12 protein-coding genes are annotated in these 15907 nt (G+C 71.8%); 9 read left to right on the top strand and 3 right to left on the bottom strand.

Annotated elements, in window-relative coordinates; genetic code table 11:
- Positions 1 to 24 precede the first annotated feature (24 nt).
- Genes BM109_RS18495 through BM109_RS18505 form a run of 3 tightly spaced genes read right to left on the bottom strand, consistent with a single transcriptional unit; the run spans position 25 to position 5931 of the window.
- Positions 25 to 1569, bottom strand: coding sequence for an efflux transporter outer membrane subunit (locus BM109_RS18495; RefSeq protein WP_256222649.1), 1545 nt, complete (start codon positions 1567 to 1569; stop codon positions 25 to 27).
- Positions 1570 to 1603: 34 nt separating this feature from the next.
- Complete coding sequence (locus BM109_RS18500; protein ID WP_256222650.1) at positions 1604 to 4738, bottom strand: efflux RND transporter permease subunit; 3135 nt, start codon at positions 4736 to 4738, stop codon at positions 1604 to 1606.
- A complete protein-coding gene (locus BM109_RS18505; RefSeq protein ID WP_143129197.1) occupies positions 4738 to 5931 on the bottom strand; it encodes an efflux RND transporter periplasmic adaptor subunit in 1194 nt (397 codons plus the stop codon). Before BM109_RS18505 ends, BM109_RS18500 begins: the two co-directional genes overlap by 1 nt.
- Before the next feature lie 232 nt (positions 5932 to 6163).
- Between BM109_RS18505 and BM109_RS18510 the strand changes: the two genes are divergently transcribed.
- From BM109_RS18510 to BM109_RS18550, 9 genes are all read left to right on the top strand, one after another.
- Entirely contained in the window at positions 6164 to 6481 is a 318-nt protein-coding gene (locus BM109_RS18510; protein WP_093345332.1) for a hypothetical protein, read from the top strand.
- Positions 6482 to 6772: 291 nt separating this feature from the next.
- Complete coding sequence (locus BM109_RS18515) at positions 6773 to 7552, top strand: sulfite exporter TauE/SafE family protein (RefSeq protein WP_093345333.1); 780 nt, start codon at positions 6773 to 6775, stop codon at positions 7550 to 7552.
- Positions 7553 to 7761: 209 nt separating this feature from the next.
- A complete protein-coding gene (locus BM109_RS18520) occupies positions 7762 to 9258 on the top strand; it encodes an ATPase domain-containing protein (protein WP_093345336.1) in 1497 nt (498 codons plus the stop codon).
- A 10-nt stretch (positions 9259 to 9268) separates the two neighbouring features.
- Entirely contained in the window at positions 9269 to 10990 is a 1722-nt protein-coding gene (locus BM109_RS18525) for a response regulator (RefSeq protein WP_093345338.1), read from the top strand.
- 57 nt (positions 10991 to 11047) lie between these two features.
- The gene (locus tag BM109_RS18530; protein ID WP_093345341.1) at positions 11048 to 12076 is read left to right on the top strand and encodes an AraC family transcriptional regulator; all 1029 of its coding nucleotides are present in this window, start codon (positions 11048 to 11050) and stop codon (positions 12074 to 12076) included.
- Between the two features lie 61 nt (positions 12077 to 12137).
- On the top strand, positions 12138 to 12722 hold the full coding sequence (locus tag BM109_RS18535; RefSeq protein ID WP_093345342.1) for a carboxymuconolactone decarboxylase family protein: 585 nt from the start codon (positions 12138 to 12140) through the stop codon (positions 12720 to 12722).
- Entirely contained in the window at positions 12712 to 13788 is a 1077-nt protein-coding gene (locus BM109_RS18540) for an acyl-CoA dehydrogenase family protein (protein ID WP_093345345.1), read from the top strand. The genes BM109_RS18535 and BM109_RS18540 overlap by 11 nt, the downstream gene beginning before the upstream one ends.
- Positions 13785 to 14648, top strand: coding sequence for an ABC transporter ATP-binding protein (locus tag BM109_RS18545; protein ID WP_256222651.1), 864 nt, complete (start codon positions 13785 to 13787; stop codon positions 14646 to 14648). The genes BM109_RS18540 and BM109_RS18545 overlap by 4 nt, the downstream gene beginning before the upstream one ends.
- A complete protein-coding gene (locus tag BM109_RS18550; RefSeq protein WP_093345346.1) occupies positions 14645 to 15907 on the top strand; it encodes an ABC transporter substrate-binding protein in 1263 nt (420 codons plus the stop codon). Before BM109_RS18545 ends, BM109_RS18550 begins: the two co-directional genes overlap by 4 nt.

The raw sequence follows: 15907 nt of genomic DNA on the forward strand, positions 1-15907 counted from the left end.
CATTGTCGGCCAGCGGCGGCGCGCTCACGAGGTCGGCGCGCGCTGCCACCAGCCGCCGCCCGAGGCCTGGAACAGCGCGGCGCTGTCGCCCAGGCGCGCGGCCTGCGCCTGCACGCGCACGAGCATCGCCTGGTCGTGGGCCTGCTGCGCATTGAGCAGCGCGAGGCGGTTGACGTCGCCGAGCCGCAGCTGGCGACGCACCAGTTCCAGCCCGGTGCGGGCCTTCTCCTCGGCCAGCGCCGCGTCCTGCAGCGATTGCGCGTTGGCCTGGATCGACTGCAACGTGTCGGCCACGTTCTGCAGCGCCGCGATCACGGTCGCGCGGTACTGCGCATCGGCCTGGCGCAGCCCTTCCTCGGCCGCGCGCTGGCGGTGTTCGAGCGTGCCGCCGTCGAACAGGGTCTGCCCGACATTGCCCGCGAGGCTGAAGAAGCGCCCCGACTTCAGGAACATCTCGCCGAGCCGGCTGGCCGCGCCGCCCCAGCTCGCATCGATGGAGAACTGCGGCAGCCGGTCGGCCACCGCCACGCCGACCTGCGCGGTGGCGGCATGCAGCTGCTCCTCGGCGGCGCGGATGTCGGGCCGCTGCTCGACCAGGCGCGAGGGCAGGGCCAGCGGCAGTTCGCGCGGCAGCACCAGCGCATCGAGGTCGAAGTCGATCGCGAGGTCCTCGTCGGGGCCATCGCCGGCCAGTGCGCGCAGCAGGTTGTGCGTCTGCTCGCGCTGCTTGCGCAGCGGCGGGAGCTGCTGGCGCGCCTGCGCGAGCGCGAGTTCCTGCTGCGCCAGGTCCTGCCGCGCCGCGTAGCCGGCCCGCAGCTGGCGCTGCACCAGTGCCACCGCCTGTTCGTTGGCCTCGACGATGCCCTCGGCGATCGCGAGCTGCCGGCGCAGCAGCGCCTCCTGGATCGAGGCCGCCACCAGGTTCGAGGCCAGCGTGAGGCGCGCCGCCTCGAGCTGGTAGTGCTGCATCCGCGCCTGCGCCTCGAGGCTCTCGAGCTGCCGGCGCTGGCCGCCGAAGATGTCGGGCGCATAGCCGACCGTGAGCTGCGCGGTGTGGAAGTTGTAGATCACCGGCGCGTTGAAGGGCGCGCTGCCACCTTCGCTGGCCGGCGTGCCCTGATAGGTGGAGATCACGCTGCCGTTGCCCTGCACGCCTGGCGAGTTGCCGCCGAGGTTGCCCGCGATCTTGGTGCGCGCCGGCGAATAGCCGATACCGACCGTGGGAGCGAAGAAGCCGCGCTGCGCGTAGACGTTCTCCTGCGCCGCACGCAGCGCGGCCTGCGCGGCCTCGAGCGTGGGGCTGCGCGCCAGTGCGCGTGCGATCAGTGCGTCGAGGCGCGGCGAGCCGAACAGCGTCCACCAGTCGGCCTGGATGTCCCGCCCCGGCGCGAAGCGCTGCGCGTCGCCGCCGGGCACCGGTGCCGACGCGGTGTCGAGCGGCAGCGCCGACGGGGCATAACCCTTGGATGCGGGCGCATCGGGGCGCCGGAAATCGGGGCCGACCGTGCAGCCGGCCAGCAGTGCCACGCAGGCCAGCGCGAGCAGCGATCGAACGCGGGGATAAAACAAGGCGGGGGCATGCATCATCGCGGGCTCCGGTGCATCAGGGCGCGGCCGCCGGGCGCGCCTCGCGCGCCTGCTGCGGTTCGTCGTAGAAATCGCCGAAGCGGCGGATCGCCACCGGCAGCACCAGCAGCGTGAACAGCGTGCCGGTGACGATGCCGCCGACGATCACGCAGGCGAAGGGCCGCTGGGTCTCGCTGCCGATGCCGTGCGAGAGCGCGGCCGGCAGCAGGCCCAGGCCCGCCATCAGCGCCGTCATCAGGATCGGGCGCAGCCGCGTCGTCGCCCCTTCGACGATCGCCGTCGCGACCGCCGCGCCCGAGCGCACGCGCGCCATGATCTCCTCGACCATGATCACGCCGTTCTGCACCGAGATGCCCGCCACCGCGATGAACCCGACCGCGGCCGAGACCGACAGGTGCAGGCCCGCAAGCCCGAGCGCCGCGAGCCCGCCCACCAGCGTGAACGGCACCATGCCGAGCACCAGCGAGGCCAGCCGCACCGAGCGGAAGGCCCAGAACAGCAGCGAGAAGATCAGCAGCGCCGTGAACGGCACGATCACCGCAAGCCGCGCCGCGGCCCGCTGCGAGTTCTCGAACTGCCCGCCCCACACCAGCTGGTAGCCCGGCGGCAGCGCGACCTGGCGTGCCACGGTGCGCTGCGCCTCCTCCACGAAACTGCCCTGGTCGCGCCCCAGCAGGTTGACCTTGACGATGACCATGCGCGAGCCCGACTCGCGGAAGATGCGCGAGGCGCCCTGGCGCACCTCCACGTTCGCGACCTCGCCCAGCGAGATGGTGCCAGGGCCGTTGCCGACCTGCGTGCCGGCCACGGCGAGCTGCAGTCCGCGCACCGCGTCCACGCTGTCGCGGTGCGGCTGCGCGAGCCGCACCACCACGTCGAAGCGGCGGTCGGCGTCGTAGAAGCTGGTGGTCGAGGCGCCCGACATCGACTGGCCGATGACGTTGTCGACGTCGTTGACCGTGAGGCCGTAGCGCGCGAGCCGCGCGCGGTCGGGCGTGACGACCAGCTCGCTCTGCCCGCCGATGCGCGTGCTGTCCACGTCGGTGGCGCCGGGGATGGCGCGCAAGGTGGTGGCGACCTTCTCGCCGAGCTCGTCGAGGATGTCGAGGTTGTTGCCGATCACCTTCGCGACGATCTCGCCGCGAAAGCCCGACAGCGACTCCTCGACGTTGTCCTGGATCACCTGCGAGAAGTTGGTGCTGATGCCGGGGATGTCTTCCAGCTTGGCCGACATGTCGGCGATCAGCGCTTCCTTGCCCGCGAAGCGCCAGCCCGAGCGCGGCTGCAGGTCGACCAGGATCTCGAGGTTGTTCGGCCCCTTCGGGTCGGAGCCGTCGTCGGGCCGGCCGACCTGGCTGATCAGCCGCGCCACCTCGGGGTACGTCAGCAGGGTGGCGCGCACGCTGCGTTCCACCTGCTTGGTGGTCTCGAGCGCGGCCGAGGTCGGCAGCGTGATGGTCAGCCAGATGTTGCCCTCGTCGAGCTTGGGCAGGAACTCGCTGCCCAGCCGCGGTGCCAGTCCCAGCGCGAGCGCCACGGGCAGCGCCGCGAGCCACAGCGTGCGGCCCGCGTGGCGCATGGTCGCGGCGAGCAGGCCGCGGTAGCGCGCCTGCAGCCAGTCCAGCCAGGGCTTGTGCTTCTCGGCCAGGGTGCGGCGCTGCAACACGGTGGCCAGCAGCGCGGGCAGGTGCGTGAAGGTCAGCAGCACCGCGCCGAGCAGCGCGAAGCTCAGGGTCAGGGCCACCGGCGTGAAGATCTTTCCCTCCACGCGCTGGAAGGTGAAGATCGGCACGAAGGCCAGGATGATGATCGCCTTCGAGAACAGCACCGGATGCGCGAGATCGCTCACCGTGTGGTGCAGCACGCCCAGCCGCTGGTGGCGCGCCTCGGGCGAATCGGCGTCGAGCGCGGTCTTGGCCGCGAGCCGCACCATCAGCGCCTCGACGATCACGACCGCGCTGTCGATGATGATGCCGAAGTCGACCGCGCCCAGCGAGATCAGGTTGGCCGACACGCCGCGCGCGGTGATCAGGATGAAGGCGAACAGCAGCGCGAGTGGGATCACGGTGGCCACCACCAGCGCCGCGCGCCAGCTCGAGAGGAAGATCACGAGCACCGCCACCACCAGCAGCGCGCCCACCACCAGGTTCTCGACCACCGTGGCGACCGTGTGGTGCACGAGCTGCGTGCGGTCGTAGATCGGCAAGATCTTCACGCCGGCCGGCAGGCGCGGCTCGAGCTGCGCGATGCGCTGGCGCAGCTCGGCATTGATCTTCGCCGGATCGCCGCCCTTGGTCATCGAGACGATGCCCTCGACGATGCTGTCGCGTTTGCCCGCTGCGGCGATGCCCAGGCGCGGGCGCTCGCCCTCGCGCACCTGCGCCAGGTCGGCCACCGTCACGGGACGGCCCTGGCGCGAGGCGACCACCGCCGCGCGGATGTCGGCGAGGCTGTCGAACAGCCCGCTGGCGCGCACCACCAGCGAGGTGTCGCCGCGTCGCATCAGCCCGCCGCCCGCGCTGCCGTTGGCATTCGAGACCGCCTGGCCGAGCTGGTCCAGCGTCACCTGGTACTTGCGCAGTGCCACCGGGTCGACCTCGATCTGGAACTCCCTGAGCGCGCCGCCGAAGGTGACGATGTCGGCCACGCCGGGCGTCATGCGCAGGAACGGGCGCACGGTCCAGTCCTGCAGCGTGCGCGCCTCCACCTCGGACAGGCCCGGCGCCTCGAGCGTGTAGCGGTAGATCTCGCCGACGGCCGTCGACAGCGGCGCGAGCTGCGGCTGCACGCCGGTGGGCAGGTCGACGGTCGAAAGCTTCTCGAGCACCTGCTGGCGCGCGAAGTAGTCGTCGGTGCCGTCGGCGAAGGTCAGGGTCACGATCGACAGGCCGGTCATCGTGACCGAGCGCACGTTCGACAGGCGCGGGATCCCCGCCACCTCGCGCTCGATCGGCAGCGTGACCGAGCGCTCCATGTCCTGCGGCGCCGCGCCGGTGCGCTGCGAGATCACGCGCACCTGTACGTCCTGCACGTCGGGGAAGGCCTCGATCGGCAGGTTCGAGGCCGCGTAGCCGCCGAAACCCACGAGCGCCGCGACCAGCACGAACACGAAGACGCGCTGCGTCAGCGCGAAGGCGATGAGCCGCTGCATCACGGCCGCTCGCTCGCGCGGGTCGTCAGCTCGGCGTCGAGCAGCAGCGCACCCGCCGTGACCACGCGCTCGTTGCCCGCCAGGCCCTCGCGCACGTAGCTGGTGTCGCTGCCCTGCGCCAGCAGTTCGACCTGGCGGCGCCGGAACGCGCCGGGCGACTCCTCGACGAACACGTAGCTGTGCACGCCGCGGTTGACCAGCGCCTCGTTGGGCACGCGCACGCCGCTGCCGTCCTCCTGCAGCAACTGCGCACGCACGAACATCTCGGGCAGCAGTTCGAGCCCGGCGTTGTCGAGCTGCGCGCGCACCGGCACGCGCCGGGTGTTGGTGTCGACCGCGTGGCCGACCTGGCGCACCGTGGCGGCGAAGCGCCGGCCCGGATAGGCATCCGACTCCACGCTCACCGCGCTGCCCAGCTTGATCCGGCCGAGCAGCCGCTCGGGCAGGTCGATCATCAGCCACAGCCGCCGCGGATCTGTGACCACGAACAGCGGCGCCGCCATGCCCGGCGCGACCTCGAGCGCCGGCGTGGCCGTGCGCTCGGCGACCAACCCGTCCATCGGGCTGACCAGCTGCGGGCGCTGGCCTTCGCCGCGCAGCCCGCGCGGATTCATGTTCTGCAGCCGCCGGCGCGCGCGCTCCACTTCTTCCAGCGCCTGCGCATGGTCGGCCTCGAGCGCCTCGAGGTCCTTGTGCGCGATGGCATCGCCCGGCGCCAGCTCGCGCCCGCGTTCGGCCGCCAGCTGCTTGCGCTTCTCGTCGGCCAGCGCCTTGCCGAGGTCGGCGCGCGCCGTGCCGTAGTCGGGCGAGTCGATGTCGGCCAGCACCTGGCCGGCACGCACGCTGTCGCCGGGGCCGACGCGCAGCGCCACGATGCGGCCCGAGAAGCCGACGCCGATGCGCGCCGTCGCGTCCTCGTCGTAGACCAGGCGCGCGCTCAGCGGTTCGGCCAGGGGCAGCGGCACGCGAGGCATGGCGTCGGTGCGGATCATCGCGAGCTGGGCCGCGCCCTTCGGGTAGCGCAACTGCTCGGGATCGGCGGCGCTGGCTGTGTTGCTCGCGCCCGCAGGCGGTGTGGACGGCCCGGCATCGGAGCGCGGCGCGCGCCAGACGAGGAATGCCGCGCCGGCGAGCACCAGCAGGGCGAGAAGGACCAGGAGGACCCGGCGGGAGGCAGGAGGACGCAGGCTCATCGGTGCGGCGGTACGTACGGACCGACCGTGCGGGCACGACGTCGGAGAAGGAGGGAGCCGACCAGCCTAGGCCGCGAAGCTTTCGGGAAGCTATCTATCCACGGGCGGCGCTCCGGCAATCGCCACCGGCTTGCGAATGCGCGGTCGATGCGCGATCCTGAAGAGCGCGCATCGTGCGCCGCCTGTCATGGCCACAGCCACCCCCCTCGTCAACGGAACCCTTTCCAGAACCATGAGCAAACTGGACCTCAGGCAGGTCGAGCTGCGCCGGCTGCTGTCGGACGCACGACCCACGCAGGTCTTCGAGGACCTGCTGCAGCGCGGCCTGGTCGCCTGCCGGCAAGACTTCGGGTCGCTGCTGCTCGAGGTCTTCCCGAGGATCGATTCGACCGTGGTCGCGATGCTGTGGCGCTGGCGGCGGGACGGGGAGTGGCATCCGGCGCTGTCGGATGCGCATGTGGATTCGCAGGTGAGGCGGCTGCTGGCGGAGGCGGGGTACTTCGATGCGGTGTTGCAGGGGGCCGAAACCGAGAGATCCGGCGGCGCCTGAGAGGCGGTCCGGCGCATTGCCGGGGGCATCGGGCGGCCCGGCGAGCGGGCGGAGTGCCGAGGTGGCCCACCTATAATTCACCCCCGATGCCGCCCCTGGCATCGCCCTCGAATGCAGGCGCCTCGTCCCGCGACCGCGCCTTCCCCGCTTCCCCAATGTCTGCGCCCGTGCCCCCGTTCGTTCCCGATCCAGCCGGATCGCTTCCCACGCATTGCCCCTCGCTCCCGCGGTTTCGCAACGGCTTTGTCGGCGCGCAAGCGCTGAGCGCCCCGCGCCGCTGAAGCCCGCCCCGTGCAAGACCTTCTCTCCGGCGCCGGCCCGGTGCTGGCCTTCATGGCCTGCGTCGCCCTCGCCACCTACGCCCAGAACCTCACCGGCTTCGCCTTCAGTCTGATCCTGCTCGGCCTGGTCTCGGTGTTCCATATCGCGAGCGTGAGCGACGCGGCCAACGCGGCCACGGTGCTGAGCCTGATCAATGCCTGGACCTACTTCCGTGCCCGGCCCGGCCCGGTGCCCTGGCAGCTGATGAAGCCGGCGCTCAATGGCAGCACGGTGGGCGTGATCGTCGGGCTGATGCTGCTGACCTGGCTCAGCGGCAGCGCGGTCGACTGGCTGCGCGCGCTGCTGGGGGTGTCGATCCTCGGCTGCGCGGTGCTGCTGGTGTTGCAGGCGAAGCCGCTGCCGGCGATCTCGGGGCGCAAGAGCTTCGCCGTGGTCGGCTGCCTGTCGGGCGTGCTCGGCGGCCTGTTCTCGAGCTCGGGGCCGCCGATCGTGTTCCACATGTACCGGCAGCCGCTGGATCGCGAGCTGGTGCGGCGCGCGCTGCTGCTGATGTTCGCGTTCAACTCGCTGGTGCGGCTCGTGATCGTGGTGCCGACCGGGCACTTCTCGTGGCGTGCCGCGCTGCTCGCGGCCTGCGCGATGCCGGTGGTCTACGGGGCCACGCGCCTGCACCACCGGCTGCCCAACCGGCTGCAGCCGCGCACGCTCAAATGGCTGGTGGGCGGACTGCTGGCTGCCGCGGGTTCGACGCTGTTCGCCGCGGCCTGGGCCGCGATCGCGCACGGCTGAGCGCCACCGATCGCGGTGGCATGGCGCCGCCGCGCGGGGCCTTCACGAGGCGGCGGCTTACACGCGAAGTGCCCGAACCGCCCCTGTCGCGGCGCATGGCGCGCTGGAAAATCCGGCTGAAACCTCCCCAGGTCGTTCGCGTTGCACGAAGACAGGCACCGGTCGTCCCGGGCGTGTGTTCCTTCCAAAAAAAAGCCGCCCTCGCTGTCATGCCATCCTCGTCATCCCTCACCTCCACGGGAATTCCCGGCCTCGACGACATCCTGGGCGGCGGGTTGCCCGCGCAGCACCTCTACCTGGTCGAGGGCACGCCGGGCACGGGCAAGACCACGCTCGCGCTGCAGTTCCTGCAGGCCGGCCGCGCCGCGGGCGAGCGCGGGCTCTACGTCACCTTGTCCGAAACCTCCGAGGAACTGACCCAGGTCGCGGCCTCGCACGGCTGGTCGCTCGACGGCATCGAGGTCTACGACCTGGTGAGCGACGAGGGGCTCAGCGAAGAGGCCGAGCAGACGGTGCTGCATCCCTCGGAGTTCGAACTCGGCGAGACCACGCGCGACGTGATGCGCCTGGTCAACGAGCAGAAGCCGCAGCGCGTGGTCTTCGACAGCCTCTCGGAGATGCGGCTGCTGGCCCAGAGCGCGCTGCGCTACCGGCGCCAGATCCTCGCGCTCAAGCGCTTCTTCGCGCAGCGCGGCTGCACGGTGCTGATGCTCGACGACCGCTCGGGCGGCGATGGCGACCAGCACCTGCACAGCATCGCGCACGGCGTGCTGCACCTGGAGCAGAACACCAACGACTATGGCGCCGACAAGCGGCGGCTGCGCGTGGTGAAGCTGCGCGGCGTGAAGTTCCGCAGCGGAGAGCACGACTTCAACCTCGACCGCGGCGGGCTGCAGGTATTCCCGCGGCTGGTGGCCAGCGAGCACGAGCAGAAGATCGACGAGCGGCTGGTCTCGACCGGCACCCCGGCGCTCGACGCCCTGCTCGGCGGCGGCCTGACGCCCGGCAGCAGCCTGCTGCTGGCCGGGCCCGCGGGCGTGGGCAAGACCACCACCGCGATCAGCTGCGCCGTGGCCGCCGCGCGGCGCGGTGCGAAGGTCGCCTACTACCTGTTCGACGAGGGCCTGGGCACGCTGCGGCAGCGCTCGCGGGCACTGGGGCTCGATGTCGAGCCCTACATGAGCTCGGGCCACATCACGATCCGCACGCTGGACCCGGCCGAGGTCTCGCCGGGCCAGTTCGCGCATTCGGTGCGCATGGCGGTGGAGCAGGACGGCGTGCAGATGGTGGTGATCGACAGCCTCAATGCCTACCTGCACGCCATGCCCGGCGGCAAGTACCTGATACTGCAGATGCACGAGCTGCTGGCCTACCTGAACCTGCGCGGGCTCACCACGCTGCTGATCCTGTCGCTGCATGGCACCGTGGGCGAGATGCGCGCCGACGTGGACCTGAGCTACCTGAGCGATGCGATGCTGAACTTCAGGTACTTCGAGGCGCGCGGCAACCTGCTGAAGGCGATCTCGGTGATCAAGAGCCGCACCAACGCGCACGAGCAATCGATCCGCGAATTCCGCCTCGGGCCGCACGGCGTCGAGGTCGGCAAGGCGCTGAGCGACTTCCAGGGGGTGCTGTCGGGCGCGGCCCGCTACACGGGCACGCAGCCGTTGCTGGGCGATAGCGATATCGCCACGCCGACCCCATGAAAGGGCCGGTGTGGAAGACCGCATCCTGATCCTCGCGCCGCGCGGCCGGGATGCGCAGGTGATCCGGGCCGTGCTCGAAGGCCAGGCCATCGAATGCCTGGTCTGCCCCGACGCGTCGTCGCTGCTGGCGGAACTGGAGACCGCGGCCGCGGCCGCGGCCGCGATCGTGACCGAGGAGTCGCTGGCGGACGGCTTCGACGGCGCGCTCGGCGCCTGCCTGGCGCGGCAACCGGCCTGGTCCGACCTGCCCTTCGTGGTGCTGGCGATGCGCCAGTCAGGGCGGCGTTCGGCCAGCGCGCAGGCCTCGCTGCAGCAGCTGGGCAACTCGGTGCTGCTCGAGCGGCCGCTCAATCCCGAGACGCTCGCGAGCGCCGCGCGTTCCGCCCTGCGCGCGCGCCGGCGGCAGTACGCGACGCGCCGCCACCTGAACGACATCGAGGCGGCCAAGGCCACGGTCGAGCGACTCAATGCCGAGCTCGAAGGGCGCATCGCCACCCGCACGGCCGAACTCGCGGGCGCCAACGACTGGCTGATGCGCGAGATCGCCGAGCGCGAACGGCTGCAGGCCAACGTGGTGCAGGGCCAGAAGCTCGAGGCCATCGGCCGGCTCACGGGCGGCATCGCGCACGACTTCAACAACCTGCTGCACGTGGTCAACCTCAATCTGGAGTTCATCGCGCGGCTGGCGCCCGAGGGCAAGCTGACCGACTACGCGCGCCGCGCGAAGGAGTCGGTGGCGCGCGGCTCGCGCCTGACCGGGCAGCTGCTGTCGTTCGCGCGGGCGCGCAGCCTGGTGCCGCGGCTGCATGGCGTGAATGCGCTGGTCACCAATCTGCGCGAGCTCATCGAGGTCTCGGTCGGCTCGAAGGTGCGGGTGGCATTCGATCTCTGGGAAAGCGAACTCTGGGTGATGCTCGATGGCGCGCAACTCGAGATGGCGCTGCTGAACATGTCGGTGAACTCGCGCGACGCGATGCCCGAGGGCGGGCAACTGACCATCCGCACGGCATTGGCGAGCGCGCCCGACGGTTCGCCCCAGGTGCTGGTGAGCGTGGAGGACACCGGCAGCGGCATACCCAGCGCGGTGCTCTCGAAGGTGTTCGATCCCTTCTTCACCACCAAGGCCAACGGCCATGGCACGGGGCTGGGGCTGAGCCAGGTCTACGGCTTCGCCAGCCAGTCGGGCGGCCAGGCCGAGATCCGCAGCACGCCGGGCCAGGGCGCGACCGTGACCTTGCGCTTTCCGCTGTCGCAGCCCGAGCAGGCGGATGACACCGCATTGCCGCGCGAGCGCGAAGGCACCGCGCCCGCACGGCAGGACCCGCGCAGCGAGGTGCTGGTGGTGGAGGACGATGCCGAGGTCCGCCAGGGCATCGCCGAAGGCCTGCGCCTGCTGCAGTACACCGTGCGCGAGGCCAGCGACGGCCACAGCGGCCTGCAGGAGCTGCAGCGCCGCCGGCCCGACCTGCTGATGGTCGACTACCTGATGCCGGGCATGAACGGCGCCGAGCTCGCGGCGGCCGCGCGCCGGCTCTATCCGCAGATGCCGGTGCTGGTCGCGACCGGCTATGCCGACATGGCGGAGGTGCAGAAGGTGGTCGGTTCGCACTCCGTGCTGCGCAAGCCCTTCGACCTCGAGACGCTCAGCGGCGCGGTGAGCGCGGAGCTCGGCCGTGCGCGGACGACGGCGCAGGCCGCGGACGAGCGCGAACGGATCGTTTCCGGGTCATAAGCTCACAGCGATTCGTTCTTTGGCGCCGCGCGAGGTCTGGGCCACACTGCGGGGCCCATGTCTTCCCTCACCGTCATTCCCGACGCAGCCAGCCCGTCGGCCGATGCCGGGTTCGATGCCCAGGCCGACCGGGTGGCCGACTGGCTGCTCGGCAGCCTCGAGTGGAACGCCACGCTGTTCCACGTGGGCCAGTACTGCGGCCGCTGGCGCGCCTCGACGGCGGGCCGTGCGCGCGCGAGCTTCCACCTGATCCTCGAGGGCCGCTGCTGGCTGCATCGGCCGGGGCTCGAATCGGTGGCGCTGTCGCCGCGCGACGGCGTGTTCCTGATGCGCGACGTGCCGCATTTCCTCTCGCCCTATGCCGACCCCGGCATCGACTGCGCGCCGCGCGCGATGCAGCCGCTGTCGGCCAGCCCCGCGCTCGGCGAAACGGCACTGGCCTGCGGCTTCTTCTCGTTCGACGGGCCGCTGCGCGACCTGGTCGCGCAGTCCTTTCCCGACTGCCTGGTGCTGCGCGCCGACGACCTCGCGATGGCCTCGGCCGCGACCCTGTTCGACCTGATGCGCAGCGAGGCGCTGCGCGCCGGCACCGAGCCCTCGGTGCTGATGGACCGGCTGGCCGGCCTGCTGTTCTTCTATGGCCTGCGCCACGTGGCGCGCAGCGACGCGAACGCGCGTGGCTTCTGGGGGCTGCTGCGCCGGCGCGGCTTCGCGCCCTTGCTGGCGGCGCTGCTGCAGTCGCCCGAGCGGCCCTGGAGCGTGGCCGACATGGCGCAGCGCGTGCATCTCTCGCGCGCGGCCTTCTTCCGCCAGTTCGGCGAGGCCTGCGGCCAGTCGCCGCTGCAGTTCCTGCAGCTGCTGCGCATGCAGATCGCGGCGCGCAAGCTGACGCAGGGCGAGTCGATCGCGCAGGCTGCCGAGGCCGTGGGCTACGACTCCTATGCCGCGTTCTCGCGCACCTTCAAGCGCGTGATCGGCGAGCAGCCGGGCGCCTGGCAGCGCGCGCGCCGGCTCGATCGCAGCGAGGCCGCCGGCGTGACCGCGGGCGAGACGAACCGGCACAGATCCGAGACGCCCGGTCATTGATGCCCGCGAGCGCGCCGCGAAGAATCGGTGCCAGTTTCCGCACACCACGAGCCGCACCGACATGACACGCCTGACCCTGCACACCGAGACCTCCGCGCCCGAAGCCAGCCGTGCGCTGGTGGCGCGCGCCGCCGCCAACAACGGCTTCCTGCCGAACCTGATCGGCATCCTCGCCAATTCGCCGCAGGCGCTCGAGACCTACCTCGGCGTGGCCCAGACCACCGCGCGTGGCGAGCTCACGCTGGCCGAGCGCGAGGTGCTGCAGATCACTGCCGCGCGCATCCATGGCTGCGACTTCTGCGTGGCCGGCCATTCGGCCGCGGCGCTCAAGCAGGCCAAGTTGCCGGCCTCGGCCGTGGTGGCGTTGCAGCGCGGCGAGGCCACGGGCGAGGCCCGGCTCGATGCGGTGCGCGCCTTCACCGAGGCCGTGATCGCGAGCCGCGGCAAGGTGAGCGACGAGGCGCTCGCGGCCTTTCGTGGCGCGGGCTTCTCCGAGCGCCAGGTGCTCGAGGTGGTGCTGGGCGTGAGCCTGGCCACGCTGTGCAACTTCGCCAACAGCCTGGCCGGCAGCGCGGTCAATCCGCAGCTGCAGCCCTACCTGCCCGAGAACCTGCGCGCCGACGCAGCGCCCGCCCATGCTGGCTGAGGCCGACCGGCACTGGCTCGACGCGCAGGCCGAGGCGCTCGACAGCGACAACGCGCAGGCGCATGCCGTGCTGCCGCGGCTCGCGGCCGCCCAGCTGTTCGGCCTGGGCGTGCCGCGCGCGATCGGCGGGCAGGGCGGCGACACGCGTGACGCCATCGAGGCCATCGCCGCCGTGGCCGGCCATTCGCTCGCGGCGGCCTTCACCTTCTGGGGCCAGCGCGTCTTCATCGAATACCTGCTGCAGTCGCCCAACCAGGCGCTGCGCGAGCGCTGGCTGCCCGCGCTGCTCGACGGCTCGCTGGCCGGCGCCTCGGGGCTGTCGAACGCGATGAAGTTCCTCGGCGGCATCGAGGCGCTGCAGATCACGGCCACGCGGCAGGAGGGCGCGCCCGGCTGGCGGCTCGACGGCAGCGTGCCGTGGTGCACCAACCTGCGGCCGCAGGGCTTCGTGGCCGCGGTGGTGGTGCAGCGTGCCGATGGCGGCGCGCCTCTCGTGGCCGCGCTGCAGGGCGGGCAGGCGGGCGTGGAACGCAGCGCCGACCTCGACCTGATCGCGCTGCGCGGCAGCAACACCGCGTCGCTGCGCATCGAAGGCGCGCGGCTCGCGGCCGACGAACTGATCCACGACGAGGCCAACCGCTTCCTGCCCACGGCGCGGCCCGAGTTCCTCGGCCTGCAGTGCGGGCTGTCGATCGGGCTCGCGCGCGCCGCGCTCGCGACCGCGGCGCAGATCGGCGGTGCCGGGCGCGCGGTGCTCGACGCATCGCTGGTCGAACAGCGGCAGGCGCTCGATGCCACGGTCGATGCGCTCTACGCGGGCATCGCCGATGGCCGCTTCCGCACCCAGCCCGAGGCGCTGTTCCGCGCCCGGCTCGCGCTGGCCGACATCGCGCAGGCCGCGGTGCAGCTCGAGCTGCAGGCCAGCGGCGGCCGCGGCTACCACCGCGACCAGCCGCTGAGCCTGGCACGGCACTGGCGCGAGGTGGCTTTCGTGCCGATCGTGACGCCGAGCGTGGTGCAACTGCGTGGCGAACTCGCGCGCCGCGCGGCGCAGTCCGCATCGTGAGCGCCCTGGCTGCCGAGATCGGCCTCGACGAGGCCGCGAACGCGCCGCACCCGGTGCTCGAGGCACGCGATCTCGCCTTCGGCTTCGATGCGGCAAGGCCGGTGTTCAGCGGCGTGTCGCTCGCGGTGGCGCCGCGCGAGATCGTCTGCCTGCTCGGCGGCAGCGGCTGCGGCAAGTCCACCTTGCTGCGCCAGCTCGCGCGGCTCGAGGTGCCCGGCGTCGGGCATGCCGAGGGCGAGATCCGTTTTCTCGGCGAGGCTTCGAGCGCACCGCATCCGCGCGCGGCGCTGGTGTTCCAGCAGCCGGGCCTGCTGCCATGGCTCGACGCCGCGCGCAACGTGGGCTTCGGGCTCGACTTCGCGCGCCAGCCGAAGCTCGAACGCGAGCTGCGCGCGCGCCGCGTGCACGACGCGCTCGCGGCCGTGGGGCTCGCGGGGCAGGGCGGGCTCTATCCGTCGCAGCTGTCGGGCGGCATGGCACAGCGCGTGGCGCTGGCCCGGGCACTCGCGCGCGAGCCGGTGCTGCTGCTGGCCGACGAACCCTTCTCGGCGCTCGACGCCATCACCCGCACCGAGATGCAGGAACTGCTGGTCGACCTGGTGCACCGCTGGCGCACCGCCGCGCTGCTGGTCACGCACGACATCGACGAGGCGATCCTCGTCGGCGACCGCATCCTGCTGATGGGCGAGCGGCCCGGCCGCATCGTGCGCGAATGGCGCGTCGACATGCCGCGTCCGCGCAGCGATGGCGCCGCCTTCACCGCGCTGCGGCTCGACATCCTCGCCGCGCTGCAGGCCACGCGCCGTCATTCCTCCATCGAATCGCCACCCGGCATGCCAGAAAGAAAGCCCGTCGAATGACCGACCCGAATCCCGCCCATGGCGCCGCGCCGCGCGCCACCCATGTCTGCGCCTCGTCCGCCTGCGACTGCGGCCTCACGCGGCGCGACATGCTGCGGCTGTCGGCCCTGGCCGGCGCGGCGGTGGCGGCGCCCTTTCTCTCGGCCGGCGATGCGATGGCGCAAGGCTTCAAGGGCGATGACCAGCCCGTGAAGATCGGCTATCTGCCGATCACCGATGCCACGCCGCTGTTGATCGCGCATGCGCGCGGGCTGTTCGACAAGGAAGGGTTGCGTGCCGAGGCGCCGCGCATGTTCCGTTCGTGGGCGCAGATCGTCGAGGCCTTCGTCGCGGGCCAGGTCAACGTGATCCACCTGCTCACGCCGGCCACGCTGTGGGTGCGCTACGGCTCCAAATTTCCGGCCAAGATCGCGGCCTGGAACCACATCAACGGCTCGGCGCTCACCGTGCTGCCCGAGATCGGCAAGCTCTCCGACCTCGGCGGCAAGACCGTGGCGGTGCCGTTCTGGTATTCGATCCACAACGTGCTGCTGCAGGACATGCTGCGCGCCGAGGGCCTCAGCGCCGTCACCAAGGGCGCGGGCGCCGGCGGCGGCGTGGGTCCGAAGGAGGTCAACCTCGTGGTGCTGGCGCCGGCCGAGATGGTGTCGGCGCTGGCCGCGCGCTCCATCGCGGGCTTCATCGTGGCCGAGCCCTTCAACGCGGCGGCCGAGATCGCGGGCGTGGGCAAGGTGCTGCGTTTCTCGGGCGATGTCTGGAAGGACCATGCCTGCTGCGTCACCTTCCTGGCCGAGCGCGACATCGCCGAGAAGCCCGAATGGGCGCAGCGCGTGACCCATGCGATCGTCAAGGCGCAGCTGTGGACGCGCGACAACCGGCTCGACGCGGCACGGCTGCTGTCGAATGCCGGCGAGCGGCGCTACACGCCGCATCCGCCGCAGACCCTGGCCAAGGTGCTGGCCGCCACCGACTACGCGAGCTACGAGGCCAGCGGCGTGGTGCGTCACAAGGGCTGGAGCCAGCGGCGCATCGATTTCCAGCCCTATCCCTTCGCCTCCTACACCGAGCAACTGGTGCGCGCGGTGCAGGGCACCCGGGTCGAGGGCGAGAACGCCTTCCTGCGCGCGCTCGATCCGAAGTTCGTGGCGCGCGACCTGGTCGACGACCGTTTCGTGCGCAAGGCGATCGAGGCCGTGGGCGGGCCGCAGGTGTTCGGCGTGGCGCCGGACTACCAGCGGCGCGAGACCATCGCGGTCTGA

The organism is Variovorax sp. PDC80 (assembly GCF_900115375.1).
Taxonomy (GTDB): Bacteria; Pseudomonadota; Gammaproteobacteria; order Burkholderiales; family Burkholderiaceae_C; genus Variovorax.

Bases quoted from the DNA above. Each gene is read 5' to 3' on its own strand.
- BM109_RS18505 (WP_143129197.1), bottom strand. From the start codon at position 5,931: ATGAGCCTGCGTCCTCCTGCCTCCCGCCGGGTCCTCCTGGTCCTTCTC.
- BM109_RS18510 (WP_093345332.1), top strand. From the start codon at position 6,164: ATGAGCAAACTGGACCTCAGGCAGGTCGAGCTGCGCCGGCTGCTGTCG.
- BM109_RS18520 (WP_093345336.1), top strand. From the start codon at position 7,762: ATGCCATCCTCGTCATCCCTCACCTCCACGGGAATTCCCGGCCTCGAC.
- BM109_RS18540 (WP_093345345.1), top strand. From the start codon at position 12,712: ATGCTGGCTGAGGCCGACCGGCACTGGCTCGACGCGCAGGCCGAGGCG.
- BM109_RS18530 (WP_093345341.1), top strand. From the start codon at position 11,048: ATGTCTTCCCTCACCGTCATTCCCGACGCAGCCAGCCCGTCGGCCGAT.
- BM109_RS18535 (WP_093345342.1), top strand. From the start codon at position 12,138: ATGACACGCCTGACCCTGCACACCGAGACCTCCGCGCCCGAAGCCAGC.
- BM109_RS18500 (WP_256222650.1), bottom strand. From the start codon at position 4,738: ATGCAGCGGCTCATCGCCTTCGCGCTGACGCAGCGCGTCTTCGTGTTC.
- BM109_RS18550 (WP_093345346.1), top strand. From the start codon at position 14,645: ATGACCGACCCGAATCCCGCCCATGGCGCCGCGCCGCGCGCCACCCAT.